Raw genomic sequence first — 16,346 nt, 5'->3', positions numbered from 1 at the left:
CACCTCATGACCCGCTGGTCGCCTCAGCCCGCTCCCGACGAACCTGACGGCCTGATCCTGTTCGACGGGGTCTGCGTCTTCTGTTCGCGCTGGGTGCGGTTCGTGATCGACCACGACCCCGAGCAACGGTTCCGCTTCCTGCCGATCCAGTCGGAAGCCGGCAGGGCGTTGGCGACACGATACGGCATCGATCCCGAGGCGCCGCAGACGAACGCCGTGGTGTGGGGCGGGCTGATTCACTTCAAGTCGGACGCGGCCCTGACGGTGCTCGGCGCCTTGCCGAAGACCCGGGCGCTGGCGGCGCTGAAGGCCGCGCCACGTCTGTTGCGCGATCCCGCTTATGACCTGATCGCGAAGAACCGCTACGCGATCTTCGGGCGGACGGACGCGTGCATGGTTCCCTCGGCGGAAGACAGGGCGCGCTTTCTTGCATGACCACAGTTCTGGTGATCGGCGCCGGCGGGGTGTTCGGCTCGCGGCTGGCGGAGGGCCTGCTCCGGCATGGCTTCGAGGTCGTGGTGGCCGGGCGCAGTCGGTCGCGGGCGGAGGATGTGGCCGGACGGTTGCGCATGGCGTTTCCGGCCGGTCAGGTCGAGGTCGCCGTTCTGGACACCGCCACCCTGACGCCGGAGCAGCTGAAGGCCACCGGCGCCGCCGTCATCGCCGACGCCGCCGGACCCTTCCAGGGCGCCGAGCCGGCCACGGCGCGGGCGGCGATCGCGGCGGGGCTGTCCTATGTCGATCTGGCCGACGGACGGGACTTCGTCGCCGCCTTCCCCGAGTTGGACGAGGCGGCGCGGGCGGCGGGCGTGGTCGCCCTGACCGGTTGCAGCTCGACCCCCGCCCTGTCCAACGCCGTGCTGGATCGCCTGACCGAAGGCTGGCGCGAGGTGGTGGCGGTCGAGGCGGCGATCTCGCCCGGCGCGCGGGCGCCCAAGGGGCTGTCGGTCATGCAGGCCATCCTGTCGTGGATGGGACGGCCGGTGCGGGTGTTCGAGGACGGCGGCTGGACGACGCGGCGCGGCTGGAGCGGCCTGTATCGCCGGGACTTCGGCAAGGCGGGGGCGCGGCGGGTGTCGCTGTGCGAGACGCCCGATCTCGACCTGTTCCCGGCCCGGTTCGCGCCGAGGGAGCGGGCGCTGTTCCTTGCGGGGATGGAGCCGTCGCTGCTGCATCTGGAGGCGTGGTTGCTGGGCGGGCTGGTGCGGTCGTTCCGGTTCGATCCCGTGCCGCTGGCGAAGCCCCTGCTGGCGCTCGCCGGCCTGCAAGCCTTCATCGGCTCGGACCGGGGAGCGATGCGGGTCCAGGCCCTGGGCGTGGACGGGCAGGGGCGCACGGCGCGCGCGGTCTGGCGACTGGTCGCCGAGCCGGGGGAGGGGCCGGTGACGCCCAGCCTGCCCGCGCTGGCCGCCATACGCGCCATCACCGCCGGGGGCGTGGCGCCGGGCGCGCGCGCCTGCGTCGGCGTCCTGCCGCTGGAGGCGATCACCGACGAGATGGCGCCGCACGGGCTGGCCACTGAAGCCGTGGTCGGGAGGGGGCTCTATCCGCGCGCCATCGGCCCGGCCTTCGACGCCCTGCCCGAGCCGATCCGGGCGCTGCATGAGACGCCGGGACGGTCGTTGTGGCGCGGCCGGGCGATGACCGAGGGGGCGAGCGGGTCGCTGGCGGCGCTGGCCGCGTGGGTGATCGGCTTCCCGAAGGGGCAGGCGGATTGCGAGGCTGAAGTCGCCATTGACGCCGACGGCGAGCGCTCGATCTGGCGTCGCCGGATCGGCGGCCACGGCTTCGCCAGCATCCTGTCGCGACCGCGCGACGGCGGGCGGCTCAGGGAGCGGTTCGGCCCGCTGAGCATGGATCTGGTCCTGACGCCCGAGGACGGCCGCCTGGTCTATCGGGTCGAGGGCTGGCGGGCGGGACCGATCCCGCTGCCGAAGGTCCTGGGCCCCACGACCGAGGCCTTCGAGGCGGCCGATGGGGAGGGGCGGTTCGTCTTCGACGTGACCATCCGGGCTCCGCTGCTGGGGCGGCTGGTCCGGTATCGCGGCTGGCTGCGGCGGGCATGAAAAAGGGGGACGCCCCCTCAGGCACCCCCCTTCCCCCATTCCGATGGTCCGGGCTTACGACGCCGGGGCGACCGTCGCGCGGAAGATGAGCTCGCGCGCCTGCGCGATCGCCGCTTCCGTGGTCAGGGTCCCGGCCTGGATCTCGTCGGCCCAGTCCATCAGAGGTTTGCCGGTGACGGCGCCCCGGTTCGCTTCTTCCTCTAGCCAGATGCCGCCGTTGCGGACGGCGACCTCATCCCAGGCGGCGCGGACGCCGGCCCAGTAGTCCTTCGTCGCGGTCCAGTAGGCGTCGCCCGGCGCGGCGTCGTAGTTATCGACGCGGCGGTAGGTGTTGATGACGTCTTCCTGGACGATGGCGACCGGATCGGTCTCGTCGCCCTCGGCCGGGCCCATCTTGACGTTGTCCTGGATGTGGACCCAGCCCTCCGGCGTCAGGGCGTGGCGGTTGCTGCCCAGGTAGCGGTCGTAGATCGGGTTGCGGACCGCATCGCGGCGGGCCAGCGGACGCCAGGTCGGGTTGGAGGTCCACTCCGACTGGCCGTGGTCATAGCTCCAGTGGCCGACGCCGCCGTAGCGGGGGCTGTCGTCGGTCTGCCAGACGGTCTGGGACCAGGCGCCGCGGCGCTGGTCGGCCGGCACCGGGGTCAGGACCCACTGGTTCGGACCGGCGTAGGTCAGGACGGTTTCAGGCTCGTAGACCCAGTCCTGCCGCCAGTGCTTGATGACCATGTGGTTGCCCGCGTCATCGCTCATGACGAGGATGTGCTGCAGGCTGATCCGCGTGCCGTCGTCATAGACGACGCGGACGATCTCGTTCCCCGCCGAGAGCTTTTCCTCCAGCGGCTCGTAGCCGGCGCGGAAGCTGACGTTCTCCCGCATGTCGAACCGGACCCGCCATTGGCCGGCCTGGGCGAGGATCGACTGGCGATCCCGCTCGAACGGGCTGCTCGCGGGCGCGGTCACGGCGGTCGTGGAGGCCACGGTCTGGGCCAGGGCCGGGGCGGACGCCGCGAGGGCGGCGGCCAGGACGGAGGTGAGCAGAAGGGCGCGGCGCATGGGACGGGTCCTTTGAATGCGAGTCAGTCGCGTTATCGTCTGCACGGATCAGTACCGCAAGGCCAGCGAGAGGCCGAAGTTGCGGCCCGGCTGGGTGTAGGCGTCGCGCACCGTCGAGGAGGCGGCCACGCCGCGGACGTCGCTCCACCAGCTGTAGGTCTCGTCGAAGACGTTGAAGAGACCGGCCCGGGCGGTGACGCGGTCGTTGAGCGCCCACCAGGCGGTCAGGTCAAGCAGGGCGAAGTCGTCGCCGGTGTAGCAGCCCGCGGCCGGATTGGCGGCGTTGTAGCAGCTCAGGCCGTCGGTATCGTCGGCGTCCTTGGCCTGCGACCAGGTGACGATGGCCTGCCCGCCGAAGCGGCCCTGCGGCTCGTCATAGCCGACGCCGAAGACGACCTTGATCGGGTCGATGGTCGACAGCTGGCGGGTGACGCCGGCGCTGGTGGTCTCGCCGTCCGCCCAGGCGAAGGCGAAGCGGGCGTTCAGGCCGTTGTCCCAGAAGGCGTTGGCGCGGGCCTCGAAGCCCTGGATCTCGACGTCGGTGAAGTTGATCCACTGATAGACAAGCGGATCGGCGGGGGTGCCGGCGCCGGAGACGACCTGCTGGCTGATGAAGTCCGAGTAGTCGGACTGGAAGACCACGGCCTGGCCGTCGAACGTCCCGCCCAGCAGGGAGACGTTGCGGACGCGGGCGCCCAGTTCGACGCTCTGGCTGGTTTCCGGCTTCAGGTCCGGGTTCGGGGCCGAGGTGTACCCGAAGGCCAGGTTGGCGAAGTAGTTGTTCACCTGGCTGGGCGTCGGCGCCTTGAAGCCTTCACCCCAGTTGGCGAACAGGCCGAAAGTGTCGTTGGTCCACCAGACCACGCCCAGCTTGGGCGAGATGTGGTCGTCCGACTGGTCGGCGCGGGGGCCGGGGTAGAGCGGGTCGTCAGCGGTGCTCAGCTCGTAGCTGTCCCAGCGCACGGCCGGGATGATGCGCAGGTCGCCGCCGAGCAGGCTGATCTCGTCCTGCACGAAGACGCCGCCCAGGGCGAAGTCGGTCTTGGGGAAGGCGCGGGTCGGGAAGGTCTCTCCGGCCGGCGGCACGGTGCCCGAGCGGACGCCTTGCTGGGTGGTCTCGGACCAGTCGGCGCCGAAGGTGATGCGGTTGAACCCGAGGGTGCGGGTGAAGTCGGTCGAGACGCCGAACACCTCGTTGTCGAAGGTGTTGTCGCGGGTCCGGTCCACCGCGGGGGTGCGGTCTTCCGAGGTGAACTGGCGGGTCTCGGAGGTCTGGCCGTAGACGGTCAGGCGGCCGCTGTCGAAGCCCCAGACGTCATCGCCGCGCCAACCCACGCTCCAGCCCTCGCGGCTGGTGGTGTCGTCGGCCAGAAGTTGCAGCACGGTGGCGCTGCGGCCGCTGAGGACGTCGGCGGTCATCTCGCTTTCGAAATAGTCGTAGCTGGCGCGCAGGCTCTGGCCCGGGGCGAAGTCCCAGACCACCTTGGCCAGCCAGGCGTCGGAGCTGAACTCCATCGGGTTGGCCTGGGTGCGCAGCGAGCCCGTACCGCCGACCGAGCCGGCGGTCTCGGTCTCCTGGGCGTCGCGGCCGGTCCAGGCCAGCAGGCCCGAGAGCGAGCCCGAACGGCCGGCGACCATGCCCGACTTGGTCAGGCCCTCGTCGGCCGAGTTGTAGCCGACCCGGGCGCGGGCGCCGAAGGTCTCGCCGTTGCGCAGCAGGTCCGACGGATCGCGGGTGGTGAAGGCCACGGCGCCGGCGACGCCGTCCGAGCCGTAGAGGGCCGAGGCGGGGCCGCGCAGGATCTCGACCGACTTCATCAGGTCGAGGTCGGCATAGCCGCCGCGGCCGACGCTCTGGGCGCCGAAGGTGAAGCCGTCGGGGACGCGGACGCCGTCGACGATCATCAGCACGCGGTCGCCGCCCATGCCGCGGATGGTGAAGCCCTCATTGCCGCCGCGGCCGGTGGTGCCCAGGGCGGCGCCGAAGCGCTGGGGCTGGCTGACGACGCTGACGCCCGGCTCGAAGCGGACCAGGTCCTTGATGTCGGTGGCCAGCTCGGCCTCGATCTGGCGGGCGGTGATGACGGTGACGGTGGCCGGGGCCTCGTCGGGGCGGGTCTCGGTGCGGGTGGCCAGCACGCTGACGGGCGGCAGCTGGGTGGCGTCCTGCGTCGCGGCGGTCTGGGTCTGGGCCTGGGCCGAGGGAGCGGCGGCGACGGTGAGGGCGGCGAGCCCGGCGGAGAGGAGAAGAGTGCGCATGAACGGCCCCGCTTGTGTAAGGTGGCGGGGCAATTACTGCGAACGATTTGCAGAATCAATCGCACATAGCGGGCGCGGCGACATTTCTGCGAATGTGTCGCATCCGGGTCAGCGCAGAGGGGGGACGGTCAGGCCGGGACGCTCGTTGTCCCAGATCATGTGCAGGATCGACCAGAGGCCGTCGGGACCACGGGCCAGCTGGATGGAGTTAATCCCGCGCCGCTCGGCCTCGATGTCGTCCGGCGCCGTGCGGGCCTCGTAGACGCTCCACACGTGGGCCATGTTGCCGAAGACCTCGATCCGGCGGTCGATCTCCACCTCGAAGAAGCCGTTGGCGTCGAAGAAGGGGGTGACGTTGGCTTCATACTCTTCCCGGCCCAGCACGATCATCGTCGGGCGGCCGTCAGCGTCCAGGCCCGTGCGGGCCTGACGGCTGTCGGGGTGGAAGATCTCGCGCTGGCTGGCCCAGTCGCGCGGACCGGCGGGGCCCGAGATGCAGGCGTACATGGCGTCGACGACGGCGCCGATGTCGCTGCGGTCCACCATCAGGCGGCGCGCTTGCGGACGAAGACCGTGCCCGCCGAATAGCCCGCGCCGAAGCTGCAGATCAGGCCGGTGTCGCCGGGGGCGAAGCCGTCGTGGTGCAGGTGGAAGGCGATGATCGAGCCGGCCGAGGAGGTGTTGGCGTATTCGTCGAGTATGATGACGTTCTCGTCCGCCTCGGGCTCGCGGCCGAGGACCTTGCGGCCGATGAACTGGTTCATGTTGATGTTGGCCTGGTGGAGCCACATCCGCTTCAGGCCCGTCGGGTCGATGCCCAGCTCGCCCGCGTGGTCGACGATCATGTCGGACACCATCGGCACGACGTCCTTGAACACCTTGCGGCCCTGCTGGACGAACAGCTTGTCCGGGGCGCCGATGCCTTCCGGGGCGGCGTTGTTCAGGAAGCCGAAATTGTTGCGGATGTTGTTCGAGAAGGTGGTCTTCAGGCGCGAGCCGAGGATGTCCCAGCCGCCCGGACCGGCCTGATCCGCGGACTCGATGATCACGGCGGTGGCGACGTCGCCGAAGATGAAGTGGCTGTCGCGATCCTTGAAGTTCAGGTGGGCCGAGCAGACCTCGGGGTTCACCATCAGCACCGCCTTGACCGAGCCCGACGCGATGAAGTCGGCCGCCGTCTTCAGGCCGAAGGTGGCCGAGGAGCAGGCGACGTTCATGTCGAAGGCGAAGCCCTCGATGCCGAGGGCCTGCTGCACCTCGATGGCCATGGCCGGATAGGCGCGCTGCATGTTGGAGGCGGCGCACAGGACGGCGCCGATCTCGCTGACCGGCTTGCCCCAGGCGGCGATGGCCTGCTGCGCGGCCTTCACGGCCATTTCGGCGAGGACCGACAGTTCCTCGTTCGAGCGTTCGGGGATGTTCGGGGCCATGCGCTCGGGGTCGAGCACGCCCGCCTTGTCGAGCACGAAGCGCGACTTGATGCCCGAGGCCTTCTCGATGAACTCGACCGACGAGTGGGTCAGCGGGGCGACGTCGCCCTCGGCGATCTCGGCGCTGTGGCGGTCGTTGAAGCGGTCGGCGTAGGCGTTGTAGGCGGCGACCAGCTCCTCGTTCGAGATGGACTGGTCGGGCGTGAACAGCCCGGTGGCGGCGATAACGGCGTTGGTCACTCGATACGTTCCCTGCGGCGCCTGCGGACGGCGTCCGTTCTTATTCAAGACCGATAGATAGGCCCGTCAGCGTCCGTGGTCGAGGGACTGGAGGACACGCTCGGCGGCCGAAAGATGCAGGCGCTCGACCATCTCGCCGTCGACGCGGATGGCGCCCTTGCCGTCGGCGTCCGGCGCGGCGAAGGCGGCGACGATGGCGCGGGCGCGGGCGATCTCGGCCTCGGAGGGGGCGAAGGCGGCGTGGGCGGGGCCGATCTGGGACGGATGGATCAGGCTCTTGCCGTCGAAGCCGTAGAGGCGGCCTTGGGCGCATTCGGCCGCGAAGCCCTCCAGGTCGGTGAAGGCGTTGTAGACCCCGTCGAGCGCCAGAAGGCCGTGGGCGCGAGCGGCGGCCACGGTGGCGGCCAGCCAGGGCTTGAGCGGCTCGCGGTCCGGCGACGGGCCGGTGCGCAGGCCGACGGCCAGGTCGTTGACGCCCAGCATCAGGGCTTCCAGCCCCTCGACCGCCGCGATGGCGTTGAGATTCAGCAGGGCGCGGGGCGTCTCGATCATGGCCCAGAGGACGGCGCCGGAGGGCAGGGCGGCGGTCAGGGCGCGAGCGGCGTCGGCGTCGTCGACCTTGGGGGCGACGACCAGGGTCGCGCCGGCGTCGGACAGGGCCCTCAGGTCGTCGGCGCCCCAGTCGGTGTCCAGCCCGTTGATGCGGACGCCGAGGCGCGGGCCGAAGCCGCCGGAGCGGACGGCTTCGACGGCGGCGGCGCGGGCCTCGAGCTTGGCCTCGGGCACGACGGCGTCCTCGAGGTCGAGGATGGCCACATCGCAGTCCAGCGTGCGGGCCTTCTCGATGGCGCGCGCGTTGCTGGCGGGGAGGAAGAGGGCGGAACGGGTCATGTCCTTCTCCCCTCGGGGGAGAAGGTGGCTCGCGGAGCGAGACGGATGAGGGGGATGGTGGGACGCGCTTCGGGATAGAGGGGGGAGGCTTTGACAGTCCCCCTCATCCGAGCGGCTGCGCCGCCCACCTTCTCCCCCAAGGGGAGAAGGGTTCGCATCAGACCCTCCCCACGACGGGAAGGAGCGCCCCGGTCACCGCCCGGCTTTCCGGGGAGGCGAGGAAGAGGATGACGCGGGCGAGGTCGGCGGGGGCGACCCATTTGGACGGGTCGGCGTCGGGCATGTCCTTGCGGTTCTGGTCGGTGTCGAGGATCGACGGCAGGACGGCGTTGACGGTGACCGAGGTCGACTTCAGCTCCTCGGCCAGGCTCTCGGTCAGGCGGTGGACGCCGGACTTGGAGGCGGCGTAGGCCCCCATGCCCGCCGCGGACTTCAGGGCGGCGTTGGCGCCGACGTTGACGATCCGGCCCTCGTCCGAGGCCTTGAGCCAGGGCAGGGCGGCGCGGCTGGCGTTCAGGGCGGTGGAGAGGTTCAGGGCGAACATCCGGTCCCAGGCGGGGGCCGCGTCGTCGGTGGTCTGCCAGACGAAGCCGCCGGCGATGTTCAGCAGGGCGTCGAGGCGGCCGAAATGGTCGGCGACGGCGTTCACGGCCTGCTCGGCCTCGGCCGGGTCGGTCAGGTCGACGCCGCCCAGTTCCAGCACGCCCTCGGGGACGGCGTGGCCCCGCGCGTGATCGATGATCGCCACCTTCAGCACGTCGGCCAGCGCGGCCTTCACGACGGCGGCGCCGAGGACGCCGTGGCCTCCGGTCACCAGGATCACGCGGTCAGACATGGAAACCTCCGGCAGGTGTCAAAGCAGGCGCGAAGAGGACGGATCGGCCAGGCGAGAGACGGTGAAAAAAACAGTCTATGTCGTCTATGTCGTCTATCGACGCGCAGGGAAAACGTAACAAAAACAACGAAACCGGAATAATATTATCCGGGTAATGGTCTATGGCCCCGACGCGGCGGCAGGGACGCTCAGGCGGCCGCGCCGAACACCTTGGCCATCAGCTGTTCCAGAGCATAGGCGTCCGATGCGTCAAAAACGGACGTAACGGTCGCGTCGACGTCGAACACCGCGATCAGGGCGCCCGAGGCGTCGAAGACGGGGACCACGATCTCGCTGGCCGAGCGGCTGTCGCAGGCGATGTGGCCGGGGAAGGCGTGGACGTCATCGACGATCTGGGTCGTGCGGGTCGCGGCGGCGGTCCCGCAGACGCCGCGTCCGAAGGCGATTCGCAGGCAGCCGAGCGTGCCCTGGTAGGGGCCGACGACCAGTTCGTCGCTCTTCGTCTCGTCCACGACGTAGAAGCCGGTCCAGAAATAGGCGGGGAAGGCGTCGGCCAGCATGGAGGCGACGGTGGCCATGCGGGCGGTGCGGTTCGGCTCTCCATCCAGCACGGCGAGGATTTCCGCCTCCACCTCGGCATAGCGGGCGGCCTTGTCGGCGGGGCGGTCGTCGCGGGCGACGTAGGACATCAGGAAACTCCGGCGGGCGTCGGTCGCCGCATATAGGCGGAGCATCGACCTGTGGCGAGTATCCGCCCGGCCAACATTACGGAGCCCTACGGATCAAGACGGCTTTGCGTGGAATAGGCTTCGATAATGACCTGATCGCCCGGTCCGCAACGGAACGCGGCGTGCTGAATGCGTGCGCCGTTCTCTGCGTTCTCCGCCTCGCGACGAGCCGGGCTCATCAGACCGCCGCACCCCTCGTCGGGCCCGCCGTACAGACTGACGGTGATGAAGTAGTCGCCTGGATTCCCACAAGCTCGGGCCTCAACAAGCGAGCAAGCCTGCGCGAACGCGCGATCCGCGATGTTGCGGATGCGCTGCCGTTTCGCCCAGTCATCACCCGATTCCAGACGGAGCCAGTAGCCGGTCTCCGTCTGGATCACGACCTCCGAGCCGGGCGCGGCGGCAGGCGGTGCTGCGCAACCGGTCGCGAAAAGGACGGCGAACGGGAGGGGGCAGAATTTCATCAGACCAGGCACGGCTGCTGTCCCCCTCCCACGGCGCATTAACGGCACAGCATGGTCTGGAAGGGGCGGGGAGCCAAGCGCGCGTCGCGTGCAGGCAGGCTTGGGGTGGATGCGAGACCGCTCTTTTCCCCTGACAGGCGAGTCCGCAAGGCGCTGATTCCCGTGGAAAACTCGCGACAGGTCACAAAATGGCCGGGATGCGGCAACGCTTTGTCGCGAAACAGCGTTAACCTTGACAGGTCGTTAACTGGACCGGACTGTCCAAGTCCCGCAATGGTTAACAATCACGGTTAACGACCGGGGGGCGGGGACGCCCGATCAGGGTGCGAGGGGTTATGGCGGACGGGGAAGGCCATCACGGAAGACGCTCGCGTTCCGGCGGGTCGCGCGCTCCTGTGGCGATCGCGGCCGTGGCGGGCGTGCTGGCGCTGGCCGCGCTGGGCATGGCGTCGTGCGGGGACCGTGGGAACGGCGTGCGATTCTGGCAGGGTTCGCAGGCGTCGAACGGCTGCCCGCGTCCGGCCTCGCTGACGGGCTCCGAGTTCAACGCCCAGGAAACCGGCCTGCGCGCCCTGCGCCGCGCCGCCTTCCAGAACGACTTCTTCGCCCAGCTGGAGCTGGGCGCCCGCTATTCGGCGGTTCGCGCCACCGACAAGAACATCGAGGACCCGATCGAGGCGGCGACCTGGCTGGCCATGGCGCTGTCCAATGACGAGGGCTACGCCCCGATCAACCGCACCCGCCGCGACGGCTGGGGCGGCTGGCGTCCGCTGTCCCGCTATGACGACTGCCGGGCGTGGGAGCGGCACGAGGCCTATCGCAAGCTGGATCGCCTGCTGGGCGCGATGACCGTGGAGGAGCAGGGCGCGGTCCGCGACCGGGTCATCTATGTGCTGTCGACCCAGGACGCCGAGGGCTACCGCACCCTGGCCCGGCTGCATGACGGCCTGTACGGCCCGTTCGGCGAGCCCGAGGATAACCGCGAGGGGCGCGAGGCCTGGGGCCGGGGGCCGATCGACCGGGGGCAGGGGCGCGACCGCAACCGCCGGGGCTACCCGTCGGCGGTCAGCCTGTTCCAGCGCAACGACGTGGACGCCTATCTGTACAACTATCTGGCGGTGCAGACCGGCGACGTGGGCGCCTATGTGCTGATGCGCGACTTCGAGCGCTCGTCGCCGAGCCGGGCGCAGTACCAGCGCTTCGTCGAGGTGAAGGCGCGCCAGTGGACGCCGCCGTTCGAATTCTATCCCAACACCGCGCCGCAGTCGGGCGTGCCCTTCTCGGACGAAAGCCGTCCGCGCGGCGACGCCTATGAATATGCGCTGGGCCGGATGGGCGGGGAGCTGCCGTTCATCCACGTGGGCCGGGCGCTGCGCTATCTGGGCGTGACCGACACGGCGGCGCAGCGGCCCGAGGACCTGTCCAAGCGGCAGATCGAGACGCTGGAGGCCATGCTGGGCCACGCGATGGAGGGGCGGCTGTCCTATCTGGAGCGGGTGCGCGCGATCCAGCTGGCGGCGGTGAACGGCTCGTCCGAGGCGCAGCTGGTGCTGGCGGTGATGTACGCCGAGGGCATCGGCCTGCCCGCCGACTACGCCCGGGCCTTCAAATGGTTCGAGGAGGCGGCGCGTCAGGGCAGCCCCGAGGCCAAGTTCGCCATGTCGAGCTACTTCGCCCTGGGCGTCTCGGGCGTGGCCGACCAGGACAAGGCCCAGGCCGTCGCCTACCGCATCGATTCCGCCCTGTCGGGCTTCGGCCCGTCGGCGGGCCGCCTGCAGGCCGTGCTGGCCCAGGTCTCCCGTTCGCAGCGCCGTTAAGGAGGACGTGACCCCATGACGATCCGCAACCCCTTCGGCCTCCTGAGCGGCGCGGCCGTGATCGTCGCGGCGGTCGGCGCCTTCGCCCTCGGCGCCGAGCCGACGAAGGCCCAGGTGGCCGCCAAGGTCGAGAGCCAGACTCGTCCGAATTTCGGCGTGCTGCTGGACCCGCCGACCCGCCGCTCCTATGCGCCGCGCCGCGACCGCAACCGCTATGACTATCGCCGCCACCGCCCGGACTGGGGCGGGCCCGGCTATCCGCCGCACCGGCCGGGCGGCGAGGAGATCGTGCTGGTCGACTGCGGCGGCAATCCGGGGACGGGCGCCGTGGAGGACGCGGTGCGCCGGGTGCGCCCGGGCGGGACGCTGGTGATCCGCGCGCGGGCCGGGGCCTGCGTCGGCTGGCTGAACATCGACAAGCCGATCACCATCATCGGCGAGGGCGGCTTTGATCCGCGCGACTGGGCCCGGGCCGAGCCCACCCTGCAGGCGCCGGACGGCCTGCCGTGCATGACGGTCGCCCAGGGTGTTCGGGTCGAGATCCGCGACATGGTCTTCGCCTCGCCGCGCGCCGGCGACGCCGCCTGCATCGTCGGCTACGGCGCCGAGATCGTCATGAACCGCGTCGGCTTCCGTCACGCGGGGGACGAGGCGGCCATCTATGCCGACGGCGGCCTGCTGGACATCCGCAACACCGTCATCGACGCCCGCACCATCGCCCCGGCCGTCGTCGCCGACGGCGCCACCCTGAACATGTGGGAGGCGGTCGTCTCGGGTTCGCAGTCGGGCATCGAGATCACCCCGACCGCCGGTCCGCCGTCGCGCCTGTCAACCACGACCATCCTGGGCACCAACGCCCCCAACGCCTTCGGCCCGCGCAGCATCGGCGTGATCGTGCGCGCCGGCCGCGACTACGGCCGGGTCGAGATCGACAACACCGCCGTCTGCGGCTTCGTCGAGGGCGTGGTGGTCGAGGGCGCCTCGGTCAGCATCGAGGGCAGCCGCGTCTGCCGCTCGGACAAGGGCGTGGTGCTGTACAGCGGCGAGCTGCGGCTGGCCGACAGCCGGGTGCGCGCGACCACGGTCGGCGTCGCCGCCGCGGCGGGCAATGCGGTGGTGGTGAACAACGTCTTCGCCGGAATGCGCGAGGTCATCTATCGCGAGCCGCGCGCCAATGTGCAGGCCAGCGGCAACCGCGTCTGGTCGCAGCACGTCTGCCGTCCGCAGTTCCGCGACCGCTATCGCGGCCGCTACGAGCCCTACTGGCGCCCGGGCGACGGCTGGGAATGCGCCCGCGGCGCCTACCCCCGCGACTGGTGGGGCCAGGAGGACGGCATGCTGGGCGTCGAATACTACGACGACGGCTATGCGCTGGACGGCTGGGACGACTACCAGAACGGCGACGGCTGGTACGACCGCGACGGCCGCTACATCCAGGACGACCGCTATCGCGGCGAGGACCGCTGGAGCCGGGGCGGCGGCGGGTTCTGGGGGCGGTAGGGTCTGACTGATCCAAGCTGCGAAACGGCGTCTCCGGCGGGAGGCGCCGTTTCCGATTCCGAGCTATCTTTCGAGAGTCGGCGAACATTGATCGTCAAAGTCATCCAATCGTCCGTGCCCGACGTATGTCCTTAAGGAGCCGCCCCTTTCGGGCTGCTGTGGAGGGACTAATCATGCGACACATCCATCTGGCCGCAATGGCGGCGACGGCTTTGACTTTCTTGGCGGGTCCCGTCGCCGCGCAGGACTGGAGCGGTCCCTACATCGGCCTGTCGATCGGCGGCGCGGCGGTGCAGAGCGACGACGACGAACGGGTGGAGTTCGACACCAATCTGGACGGGACGTTCGGGGACACGGTGCGCACCAGTGGCGGCGTCGATGCGTTCGGCCCGACGACGGCGAACCCCGGCGGCTTCTGCAGCGGCAAGGCGCGCTCGAACAATTTCGGCAGCGGCTGTTCCGACGACGACACCGTATCCACCGACTTCGCCGCCCGTTTCGGCTGGGACATGCAGTCCGGCCCCTGGGTCTATGGCGCGCTGGTCGAGGTTTCGAGCGTGGATGTGGAGGATTTCACCACCGCCTTCAGCATCACGCCCGCCGCCTACCGTTTCAACCGCGACCTAGACGACGTGATGTACGCCCTGCGCGCCAAGGTTGGCCACACGGTTGGCGACCGCATGCTGGCCTATGTGACCGGCGGCGTCGCGACCGCCAAGGTGACGGACACCTTCTTCACCACCAACACCGCCAACAGCTTCACCCCCGTCACATCCGAGGATGACGCCACGGGCTTCCAGATCGGCGCGGGGCTGGAGACCCGACTGACCGAGCGGATCTCGTTGGGGCTGGAGTATCTCTACACCAGCCTGGACGCCGGCGACGGCCTGACGGTGCGCACCGGACCGGGCACGGCGCCGCCGACCAATCCGTTCCTGATCGTCAATCCGGCGGGCACGGACCAGCGTCGCACCAGTGACGAGTTCGCTTTCCACGGTGTGCGGGTGACCCTGTCAGCCCACTTCTGAACCGCTTCCCCCGGCGCCCGGCCGGTTCCGCGTCTGGCGGGGCTGTCCGGGTTGCGCCGAGTAGGCCCGGAGGGACTCGAACCCCCAACCAGACCGTTATGAGCGGTCGGCTCTAACCATTGAGCTACGGGCCCCCGGAGCGAGGGAGGCTTGGCCTAGCAGGGGAGGCGGCGGCTTGCCAAGCGCGGCCCGCCCGAACGCCCACCCTTCGCCCCTGATCTGTCGGCGATTTCACGCAGATGAACGGTTCCTGCCAAGGGACCCTGACCGCGCGTTCAGGCGCTTACGGTCATGGTTGGAACACGAACGCCGCTGAGGGTGTTCGCAACGTCTCGCTTCCCATGGAGTCTGATCCAATGACCCGCCGCCCCGCCGCCGCCGCCGCCGTCGCCGCGATGCCCGCCGTCTCCAACCGCGCCCTGATGATCGGCGGCGCGCTGATGGCCGCCGCCGCCCTGCTGGCCGCCGCCCCCATGGCCCACGCCCAGTCGCAGCCGAACGGCGGCGCGCCGCTGACCATCCAGGCGGTGACCGAGCGCCCGAGCCTGAACCTGTCGGCCTATGGCGAGGTCCGCGCGACGCCGGACATGGCGACCATCACCTTCGCCGTGGTCACCGAGGCCCCGACCGCCGCCGACTCGATGAGCCAGAACGCGGCCCGCATGAACCAGGTCATGGCCGCGCTGCGCCGCGCCGGGATCAATGAGCGGGACGTGCAGACCTCGGGCCTGAACCTGTCGGCCCAGTATGACTACGTCGAGAACAACCCGCCCCGCCTGCGCGGCTACCAGGCCTCGAACCAGGTGACGGTGGTCATCAACGACCTGACCAAGGTCGGCGCGACGGCGGACGCCGTGGTGGCCGCCGGGGTCAACCAGATCAGCGGCATCAGCTTCGGCCTGAAGGATCCGTCGGCGGCTGAAAATCAGGCCCGGCAGATCGCGGTGCGCAACCTGCAGGCCAAGGCGGCCCTGTACTCGCAGGCCCTGGGCACGCCGCTGGGCGGGATCCGCTCGCTGACCGAAGGCGGCGGCTACGCCCCGCAACCGCCGCGCCCGATGTACGCCATGGCGCGGATGGAAGGCGCCGCCGACATGACCCCGGTCTCGGCCGGCGAGCTGGTCGTGCGGATCGACATCACCGGCGTGTATGACCTGAACCGCTAAGGCGGTTCGAGGGGCGAGGGTCGAGGGTCGAGGCGAATACGCCTTCACCTCGACCCGCGACTCCCGACCCTAGTCTCCCGACTTCGCCAGCATCAACCCGACCGCCACGTTCAGCAGGTTGGCGACCATGACGATGGCCAGGGTGGTGACCGAGTCGAGCTTCAGCAGGAACAGCGGGACCGTCCACGGCAGGCCGGTCAGGGTGGCGGGGGCGAAGGTGACGCGCTCGGGCGGCAGGCCCATCACGGCCAGTCCGGGGGTGAACGCCATCATCAGCGCCGCGGTCGCCGCCAGCAGATAGCCGACATACAGCACCCAGCGCAGGCTCGAGATCGTGCGGCTCATCGCGGTCCTCCGAAGGGGAGGGAAGGCCGGGGCGGCCGCGAGGTCAAGCCGGCGATGCGGACCATCAGCATCAGTCGAGGTTGTTTCGGAGCGCGGACCTTCAGGTCCGCTCTTCGGGACGCCGTCAGCCGGCGGACCTGAAGGTCCGCGGTCCTTCAGCGTATCAGGCGCTGTGCTTGATGTTGTTGTCGTCGTCCAGCAGGACGACGTTGGGGTTCCACTGGCGGGCTTCTTCCGACGGCAGCTGGCCGTAGGTCACGACGATGACCTTGTCGTTCTTCTGCACCAGACGGGCGGCGGCGCCGTTGACGCCGATGACCTTGGACCCGCGCGGGGCCTCGATGGCGTAGGTGGTGAAGCGCGCGCCGTTGGTGATGTTCAGCACATCCACCTGCTCGTGCGGGAAGATGCCCGCCGCATCCAGCAGGTCCATGTCGATGGCGATCGAGCCCTCGTAGTCGAGGTCGGCCTGGGTCACCGTGGCGCGGTGCAGTTTGGCCTTCATAAGCGTGACCAGCATG

16 protein-coding genes and 1 tRNA gene are annotated in these 16,346 nt (G+C 70.0%); 6 read left to right on the top strand and 11 right to left on the bottom strand.

Translation table 11 applies throughout. The annotated features are described in order from the left end of the window. Positions 1-6: 6 nt before the first annotated feature. Both VGE03_RS13930 and VGE03_RS13925 read left to right on the top strand, forming a co-directional pair. Entirely contained in the window at positions 7-435 is a 429-nt protein-coding gene (locus VGE03_RS13930; protein WP_331047074.1) for a thiol-disulfide oxidoreductase DCC family protein, read from the top strand. After that, entirely contained in the window at positions 432-2,066 is a 1,635-nt protein-coding gene (locus VGE03_RS13925) for a DUF4166 domain-containing protein (protein WP_331047073.1), read from the top strand. Before VGE03_RS13930 ends, VGE03_RS13925 begins: the two co-directional genes overlap by 4 nt. Positions 2,067-2,120: 54 nt before the next feature. Here the strand turns inward: VGE03_RS13925 and VGE03_RS13920 are convergent, their stop codons facing one another. The 8 genes from VGE03_RS13920 to VGE03_RS13885 form a co-directional block, all read right to left on the bottom strand. Further along, entirely contained in the window at positions 2,121-3,122 is a 1,002-nt protein-coding gene (locus VGE03_RS13920) for a DUF6607 family protein (protein ID WP_331047072.1), read from the bottom strand. A gap of 48 nt (positions 3,123-3,170) precedes the next feature. Beyond that, on the bottom strand, positions 3,171-5,381 hold the full coding sequence (locus VGE03_RS13915) for a TonB-dependent hemoglobin/transferrin/lactoferrin family receptor (RefSeq protein WP_331047071.1): 2,211 nt from the start codon (positions 5,379-5,381) through the stop codon (positions 3,171-3,173). A 108-nt stretch (positions 5,382-5,489) separates the two neighbouring features. Further along, positions 5,490-5,927: a hypothetical protein gene (locus tag VGE03_RS13910; protein WP_331047070.1), complete on the bottom strand. Its 438-nt coding sequence runs from the start codon at positions 5,925-5,927 to the stop codon at positions 5,490-5,492. Next, a complete protein-coding gene (locus VGE03_RS13905; RefSeq protein WP_331047069.1) occupies positions 5,927-7,051 on the bottom strand; it encodes a beta-ketoacyl-ACP synthase III in 1,125 nt (374 codons plus the stop codon). The genes VGE03_RS13910 and VGE03_RS13905 overlap by 1 nt, the downstream gene beginning before the upstream one ends. 66 nt (positions 7,052-7,117) lie before the next feature. Next, entirely contained in the window at positions 7,118-7,942 is an 825-nt protein-coding gene (locus VGE03_RS13900) for a CoA ester lyase (protein ID WP_331047068.1), read from the bottom strand. Between the two features lie 157 nt (positions 7,943-8,099). Continuing rightward, complete coding sequence (locus VGE03_RS13895) at positions 8,100-8,777, bottom strand: SDR family NAD(P)-dependent oxidoreductase (protein WP_331047067.1); 678 nt, start codon at positions 8,775-8,777, stop codon at positions 8,100-8,102. 188 nt (positions 8,778-8,965) lie between these two features. Further along, positions 8,966-9,466, bottom strand: coding sequence for a GAF domain-containing protein (locus tag VGE03_RS13890; RefSeq protein WP_331047066.1), 501 nt, complete (start codon positions 9,464-9,466; stop codon positions 8,966-8,968). An 86-nt stretch (positions 9,467-9,552) separates the two neighbouring features. Next, positions 9,553-9,981, bottom strand: a complete 429-nt coding sequence (locus VGE03_RS13885; RefSeq protein WP_331047065.1) for a hypothetical protein — start codon at positions 9,979-9,981, stop codon at positions 9,553-9,555. 323 nt (positions 9,982-10,304) lie between these two features. Between VGE03_RS13885 and VGE03_RS13880 the strand changes: the two genes are divergently transcribed. The 3 genes from VGE03_RS13880 (at position 10,305) to VGE03_RS13870 (ending at position 14,314) form a co-directional block, all read left to right on the top strand. Continuing rightward, positions 10,305-11,786: a tetratricopeptide repeat protein gene (locus VGE03_RS13880; protein ID WP_414644963.1), complete on the top strand. Its 1,482-nt coding sequence runs from the start codon at positions 10,305-10,307 to the stop codon at positions 11,784-11,786. A gap of 15 nt (positions 11,787-11,801) precedes the next feature. Continuing rightward, positions 11,802-13,286 carry a hypothetical protein gene (locus VGE03_RS13875; RefSeq protein WP_331047064.1) on the top strand — a complete coding sequence of 495 codons (1,485 nt, stop codon included), beginning with the start codon at positions 11,802-11,804 and terminating at the stop codon, positions 13,284-13,286. Positions 13,287-13,411: 125 nt separating this feature from the next. Then, a complete protein-coding gene (locus VGE03_RS13870) occupies positions 13,412-14,314 on the top strand; it encodes an outer membrane protein (RefSeq protein ID WP_331047063.1) in 903 nt (300 codons plus the stop codon). Positions 14,315-14,375: 61 nt separating this feature from the next. Here the strand turns inward: VGE03_RS13870 and VGE03_RS13865 are convergent. Continuing rightward, positions 14,376-14,448 (bottom strand) — tRNA-Ile (locus tag VGE03_RS13865). Between the two features lie 222 nt (positions 14,449-14,670). Here VGE03_RS13865 and VGE03_RS13860 point away from each other — a divergent pair. Further along, entirely contained in the window at positions 14,671-15,480 is an 810-nt protein-coding gene (locus tag VGE03_RS13860) for an SIMPL domain-containing protein (RefSeq protein WP_331047062.1), read from the top strand. Positions 15,481-15,549: 69 nt separating this feature from the next. On the opposite strand, the gene VGE03_RS13855 is transcribed toward VGE03_RS13860, so the two are convergent. After that, positions 15,550-15,825 (bottom strand): hypothetical protein, encoded by a 276-nt coding sequence (locus VGE03_RS13855; RefSeq protein ID WP_331047061.1) that lies wholly within the window; start codon positions 15,823-15,825, stop codon positions 15,550-15,552. A gap of 163 nt (positions 15,826-15,988) precedes the next feature. Further along, entirely contained in the window at positions 15,989-16,345 is a 357-nt protein-coding gene (gene panD, locus VGE03_RS13850) for an aspartate 1-decarboxylase (RefSeq protein ID WP_331047060.1), read from the bottom strand. Position 16,346: the final 1 nt, after the last annotated feature.

Source organism: Brevundimonas sp., from assembly GCF_036400995.1.
In the GTDB taxonomy this organism is placed as follows: domain Bacteria; phylum Pseudomonadota; class Alphaproteobacteria; order Caulobacterales; family Caulobacteraceae; genus Brevundimonas.
This window is presented reverse-complemented; position numbering and strand designations above follow the sequence as displayed.